This is a genomic window from Verrucomicrobiota bacterium (assembly GCA_027622555.1).
Lineage (GTDB): Bacteria > Verrucomicrobiota > Verrucomicrobiia > Opitutales > UBA2995 > UBA2995.
Genome location: JAQBYJ010000196.1, coordinates 1 through 6,620 on the forward strand (window position 1 = coordinate 1; position 6,620 = coordinate 6,620).

Below are 6,620 nucleotides of genomic sequence, written 5' to 3' on the forward strand. Positions count from 1 at the left end.
GCAGGAAAAATCCCAGCATGATCTAGGTATCCCATTCCAAATGCTCGTCAATCACCGTGCCAAATAAAAATACCGTGAACCAATCGTTAGTCAAAACCTTGGCGGCAGAATCCTGCCAACACCGAAAATCCACTTCAGTGGATCGAAATCCATTACAGTAAAGCAATCCTGATTTTAAAAGGCGGCGAGCTTCTGATAATAACACGAGACAAAGAAGAAACTGAACCAGAAGATTAACTACCGTGGCCTTTAACGAAGCCGGAACTGCTTCGATTTCAAGAACTGGGCTTGGTCCTCTTTAAATTTGAAGATTACATCGATAATGAAGATCTTCCGTTAAGACGATTTCGGGTCCACTTTCGAAGACCTGAATAGGTCTGAGCAACAAGAGCCGTGCGCGGAGTTTATCAAGCCTGATGAATCGATCCATTTTCAAACTTGCCGCCAGGAAACTTCTCGATTTACTAGAACATAAGAACATGTCCCTCTCCCTCTCACTCAAAACCTCATCATGTTATAGTTAACTGAGTTAAAAATAAAAACACTGTTCGTTGAGCCAAGGGCACCCGAAGGGCTTGGAAAGTAATATGAACACGATCATAGAAGAGATACTCACCTCAAAGTCGTCACTCCAGACGGGGAAAGGATTCCTCTCCACTCAGCCATCGACCGTAATGAAGGAAAGCTGATCACTGATCTTATCGAGGGCGACATAACGGTACGGAAGACTATCGAAATTGGCTGTGCTTACGGTTTGTCATCACTTTTTATCACCGAAGGGATCAGGAATAGACCGTCATGTCACCACACCATTATTGATCCTTTTCAATACAAACAATGGCAGGGCGTTGGTATCCACAACCTCAGAAAAGCGGGTTTTGATTCATTTAAGCTTATTGAGGAAAAATCGGAATTCGCCCTGCCCGAAATTTTAAAGGACAATGCAGAAGGTTTTGATCTAGTTTTTATTGATGGGTTTCATACATTCGACAAAAGACCGCTTCAGATGATCGCCCCTGGGACTGGCATTCGGAAGACTTTTAAAAAACTCCTAAGGTTTCCAAGTCCCAAGCGGATCAAAGATGGCTGGCTTCAGTTGACGAGTCCATTCCTCCAACTCTTTTGTCAAGTCTTCCGTAGTCGCCTGATCTCTTGTCGCGAGGTTGGTTTTTTCACCGATGTCGCTGGATAGTTGATACAGCTCTTTGGTTTCTTCTTTTTCCAAAACGACTAATTTATAAGACCCATGCCTGACAGCGCTGTGCTGCTTATCAAACATCTGCCAAAAGAGGACATCGTGTGGAGCACCTTTGTCCTCTCCAGTCAAATAAGGTATCAGATTAACACCATCCAGGGGTCGGTCTGGAGAGATCTCCACGCCAGTCAATCCAACCATGGTTGCCAGAATGTCCATGGAGCTGACTGCATTTTCATAGTCTACTCCTGAAGGAATTTTTCCGGGCCAACGAAAGGCAAAAGGGACATGCATACCTCCTTCATAGATGGTACCTTTGCTGGCGCGCAGTGGTGAATTGATTGAGCCGTTGTTTGTGGCTCCTCCATTGTCAGACAAAAAGAATACGAGCGTGTTGTCGGCAAGATCGAGCTCATCCAGCTTGTCGAGAACCCGTCCTACTCCATCGTCCACCGCACTCACCATTGCGGCATAGGTTCGGCGAAGCGGATCTTCAATGTGAGAAAAGCGATCCAAGTACTTTTTCGAAGCCTGCATGGGCGTATGCGGCGCATTATAGGTGAGGTAGAGAAAAAATGGTTTTGCCTGATTCCTTTCCACAAAGTCCACAGCCTCGTTGGAAAGTTCGTCGGTCAGGTATTCATCGATCTCAATACGCGTTTCGTTGCGCAAAATTTTGGTGTTATACCAGAGCCCCGCACCATCGACCGATTCGATATCCGGAACCGTGAGATCTTCCGGGAAGTAACGGTGGCCACCTGCTACGAACCCGAAAAATTCATGGAACCCACGAACGTTCGGTCGAAATTTAGGATGCGTCCCCAAGTGCCATTTGCCAATGACTCCATTATGATAGCCCACTTTCTTCAAAATCTCGGCCATATTTTCCTCTTCAAGCGGAAGACCCGCCATTGGATCAAAGGGATTAAGCGTAGGATTGCGGCGGTAGCCAAAACGCCCTTGATAACGACCCGTAATCAGACCTGCCCGACTCGGCGAGCAAACCGGATAGGTGACATAGCCATTGGTGAAACGCACTCCCTCATGCGCTATACGATCAATATTCGGCGTGGGTATATCCTCACACCCATTAAAACCTACATCAGCATAGCCCTGGTCGTCGGTGAGTATGATAATGATGTTCGGTGTAGAATTCCGTGCACATCCTAAAAACGAGAACGCTAACAGTAAAGCCAACGCCGAAGATAACGGTAAACGATTGAAAATCCGCATAAGATCGAAGTGATACCAGATCATGTCCGATTTATAAAGAAGGAAGGCATACTACTTCGAAGAAAAAGTCCAGGTCGAGCGGCCGGTTGCCCGACCTAGTGGAACAACCAGTAAGTTGTTTCTATTCAAGGCTGCTGTTTCTTAGGGGAGACGGCGCCCTCGGCGAGGCCGCCCTACCGCATACGTGCGGCATTGTGTCAAAGGTAGGGACCGTTCGCCGTAGCGGTCCGAACCAGAATCATCCGGAAAAAACTTATTTGAAAGCACACTAGACCCGTCCTGTCTCTCCTTCAAAGGGATCAAAACAACTATGATTCTGTACCCATTATTCTGTTAAGAAAAAGAGACAGAATCATTAGTAACAAAATCATAGGGTTGGATTTTTGATCCGCCTAAAAAGTTTTCGATGAATACTACCACGTAGAAAGAATCGGACCCTAGAAGAAGAGTTATTATCTTTTCAGAAGTTAAATCAGCCACGCATATGTTTGATGATTCGTTTCACCGAATCACTGGCGTTGTCCAAATCTCCCTGATCAGACTCCCCTGCAAGCCGTAAAATTTTGTCGGGATGTTCTATTCAACAACAAGGAACAAAGTCGAAGATAGTTGGAGCCCCATAGACACTACAAGGGATACTGCGAGAACGCAGTCGCTCTAGCTGTAAATCTAAAATGGTTAGGTCCCTTGCCTCCGGCCACACGATGATTATGCAAAGTGAAGAAAAAAGCCGTCCCCATAGACGGTGACGGCTTTTGAAATAATTAGATGAAACGAAATTAAAGTTCCTCTTCGAGACTGAGGGCAGCCTGAATGATTTCAGAGAAGGACTTTGCGTCGAGAGCAGCACCACCAATGAGTCCGCCGTCGATGTCCTGCTGAGAAAGTAGCTCTTTTGCGTTTCCTGGTTTCATAGAACCGCCGTATTGAATGCGGATTTTTTGAGCAATTTCATCGCCAAACAAATCAACCAAAATTGCGCGAATGGCAGCGTGAACTTCCTGCGCCATTTTAGGGGTGGCCGTTTTCCCGGTTCCGATCGCCCAAACGGGTTCGTAGGCCAAGACCAGGTTTTCGGCATCTTTGTCCGATACATTCACAAGACCACCGCGTGTCTGTGTATCCACGACGCTGATAGTTTCACCGGCTTCGCGTTGTTCAAGGGATTCGCCAACACAAAGAATAGGTTTCAGATTTGCGGCAAAAGCAGCGAGAACCTTTTCGTTAATGAAGGCATCGGTTTCTTTGAAATATTCACGGCGTTCACTGTGTCCCAGAATCACATAGGCCGCATAGAAATAACGAAGCATCTCCGCGGAAATCTCACCGGTAAAAGCCCCGCTTGCGGCAGGGTGCATATTCTGCGCGCCGAGCTTGATGGGCGAATCTTCAAGGACTTTGGCCACAGCATCGAGGGATGTAAACGGCGGGCAAAGAACCACCTCGACTGCCGTCTGCCCATCCAGCTCTTTATTTATCGCGTCAGCGAGCTCCACCGACTCACCGGCGGTTTTGTTTAACTTCCAATTTCCTGCAATGATGTATTTGCGATGCTTTTCCATGATTAAAGAGTATTATGATTAAAGAGTATCGAGGGCTGAGACGCCGGGTAATTCTTTTCCTTCGAGGAAGTTCAAACTAGCACCTCCTCCGGTACTAATGAAAGAAACTTTATCGCCATTGCCACTATTCTTTATCGCTTTGACTGAATCCCCACCTCCAATGATGGAAATGGAATCTTGATTTGCGGCAACCGCATCGGCTATTGCGAAGGTACCTTTTGAACAGGCTTCGATTTCAAATACACCCATCGGGCCATTCCAAAGAACGGTTTTTGATTCCGCGACCACCTGCTTATAGAGTTCGATTGTCTTGGGACCAATGTCCACCCCTTCCCACCCATCCGGGATGTCACCTTCATTCATTTTAAGTGCACCCACTGACCGGGTTCCAAAATCGAGACTGTCGGTAATGACCGTATCGACCGGTAAAAGGAAAGAAACACCCTTTTCCTTGGCTTTTTCCAAAGCTGCCTGGGCGATATCGACCATATCCGGCTCTGAAAGGCTGTCGCCAACTTTTAGACCCTTTGCCAGGGCAAAGGTATAAGCCATGGCTCCACCAATCAGAATAGTATCGGCGCGGTCTAGAAGACGATCGATCACCTTGATCTTATCGGACACCTTTGCTCCTCCAAGAATGACAGTAAATGGTTTTACGGGGTCGTTGGTCTTTTCGCCGAGAAAGGCTAACTCACGCTCAATAAGTAGGCCACACACACTGGTATCTACATAGGCGGTAATTCCAGCGGTTGACGCATGGGCGCGGTGAGCCGTTCCAAATGCATCATTTACAAACACATCGGCGAGCGCTCCCAATTGCTTGGCAAATTCCGGGCTATTCGCCTCTTCGCCCGCGTGAAAGCGGACATTTTCAAGCAGTAAAATAGAGCCGGACTGCAGGGAATTCACAGCGGCCTCAACATCAGAACCAACACAGTCTTCAGCAAATTGAACCGGCATGTCCAGCTGAGCGGCCAGTTCCTCGGCTACCGGCTTTAAGCTGAACTCGGGATTCGCCTTGCCTTTTGGACGACCCAGATGACTTGCCAGAATAACTTTGGCGCCGGCTTCGATTAAATACTTAATCGTAGGTAGTGCAGCAACGACACGGGTGTTGTCACTCACTTTGCCATTTTCATCAAAGGGCACATTAAAATCGACTCTTACAAACACGCGTTTGCCTTGCACGTCGATATCGCGGATGGTTTTCGTTCTGGCCATATCCAAAAAATGTGAAGTTTTTACTGGTACTCACGTTAAGGCATGAGCGTCCTTTCTGGGTCAAAAAAGAAGCCGCGATCCAGATAAATGGTTCGCGGCTTCCAATTGACATTAAAGCATTAGAGGTAGGTAGCTACCTTCTTAAGTAGGTCTACACAACGGTTGGAGTAACCCCACTCGTTGTCATACCAGGCAACCAATTTGAAAAACGTATCTGACAAGGCGATTCCTGAACCGGCGTCAAAGATGGAAGACGCTGGACAGTGAATAAAGTCACTCGAAACAACCTGATCTTCTGTGTATTCCAAGATACCTTTTAAAGGTCCTTCAGAAGCTGCCTTGATGGTGGCACAAATTTCTTCGTAAGAAGTAGATTTTTCGGTCTTCACGGTTAGATCCACTACAGAAACAGTTGGAGTTGGAACGCGAAAAGCCATACCAGTAAGTTTACCTTGAACTTCAGGGATAACCAGGCCGACTGCCTTGGCGGCACCCGTTCCGGAAGGAATGATATTCAAAGCTGCGGTGCGGCCACCCTTCATGTCTTTAGGCGAAGGACCATCCACCGTTTTCTGAGTAGCGGTATAGCTGTGAACCGTAGTCATCAATCCTTCAACAATGCCGAAGTTTTCCAAAATCACTTTGGTCAAAGGAGCCAAGCAATTGGTTGTGCAAGAAGCGTTGGAGATCAGGTGATCATCCGCGGTCAAGGTCTCATCGTTAACACCCATAACAACGGTCTTAACGTTACCTTTTCCTGGTGCGGAAATAATTACCTTCTTGGCACCGGCATCGAGGTGACCTTGGGCTTTGTCGTCTGCAACGAATAGGCCGGTTGATTCGATAACGATATCAACGCCTAGTTCACCCCAGGGAAGCGCTGCGGGACCTTCCCGAACGGAAAGAACTTTGATGGTGTTGCCGTTAACAACGATGGTATCGCCGACGGCTTCAACGGAGCCGTTGAAGCGACCTTGAGTTGAGTCATACTTAAGTAAGTATGCCAGGTTTTCCGCAGGAACGAGATCGTTGATTGCAACAACGTTGAATTCTGTTCCCAGGAGGCCCTGGTCAACTAGTGCTCTGAATACCAGGCGACCGATCCGGCCAAACCCATTAATTCCAATATTTACTGCCATGGTTAGCTATCTTTTTAGGTTCTATTACTAGGAAATACGTAGTCAAAAAAGTGAAGGCGATACTTATGAACTTCATCCCAGAGGGTTTGCAAGTGTTTATCTGGTCCGATTGAGCGAAAAAGGAAGTGAGATCTCCAGTCCCCAAAATAAGCCATTATTATGCCAGTTTTTGCCAATCAACCGGGAAAATCACTCTAAAAAACCTAGTGTAGTGCGTCTTAAATAATATAACATATTGGTTGACTTCCCCATCGTCACTGATTTAGGCTT

General features: G+C 47.0%; 4 protein-coding genes. All 4 read right to left on the reverse strand.

All coding sequences use genetic code 11. The features are described 5' to 3' along the window. Positions 1-1,051: 1,051 nt before the first annotated feature. The 4 genes from O3C43_24370 to gap all read right to left on the reverse strand — a co-directional run bounded on the left by O3C43_24370 (position 1,052) and on the right by gap (position 6,350). Positions 1,052-2,452 carry a sulfatase gene (locus O3C43_24370; GenBank protein ID MDA1069623.1) on the reverse strand — a complete coding sequence of 467 codons (1,401 nt, stop codon included), beginning with the start codon at positions 2,450-2,452 and terminating at the stop codon, positions 1,052-1,054. A gap of 755 nt (positions 2,453-3,207) precedes the next feature. Beyond that, positions 3,208-3,990 (reverse strand): triose-phosphate isomerase, encoded by a 783-nt coding sequence (tpiA, locus tag O3C43_24375; protein MDA1069624.1) that lies wholly within the window; start codon positions 3,988-3,990, stop codon positions 3,208-3,210. Between the two features lie 18 nt (positions 3,991-4,008). After that, the gene (locus tag O3C43_24380) at positions 4,009-5,211 is read right to left on the reverse strand and encodes a phosphoglycerate kinase (protein ID MDA1069625.1); all 1,203 of its coding nucleotides are present in this window, start codon (positions 5,209-5,211) and stop codon (positions 4,009-4,011) included. A 119-nt stretch (positions 5,212-5,330) separates the two neighbouring features. Next, a complete protein-coding gene (gene gap / locus O3C43_24385; GenBank protein ID MDA1069626.1) occupies positions 5,331-6,350 on the reverse strand; it encodes a type I glyceraldehyde-3-phosphate dehydrogenase in 1,020 nt (339 codons plus the stop codon). Positions 6,351-6,620: the final 270 nt, after the last annotated feature.

Excerpts from the sequence above, each read along its gene's own strand:
- O3C43_24370 (MDA1069623.1), bottom strand. The coding sequence starts at position 2,452 with ATGATCTGGTATCACTTCGATCTTATGCGGATTTTCAATCGTTTACCG.
- tpiA (MDA1069624.1), bottom strand. The coding sequence starts at position 3,990 with ATGGAAAAGCATCGCAAATACATCATTGCAGGAAATTGGAAGTTAAAC.
- O3C43_24380 (MDA1069625.1), bottom strand. The coding sequence starts at position 5,211 with ATGGCCAGAACGAAAACCATCCGCGATATCGACGTGCAAGGCAAACGC.
- gap (MDA1069626.1), bottom strand. The coding sequence starts at position 6,350 with ATGGCAGTAAATATTGGAATTAATGGGTTTGGCCGGATCGGTCGCCTG.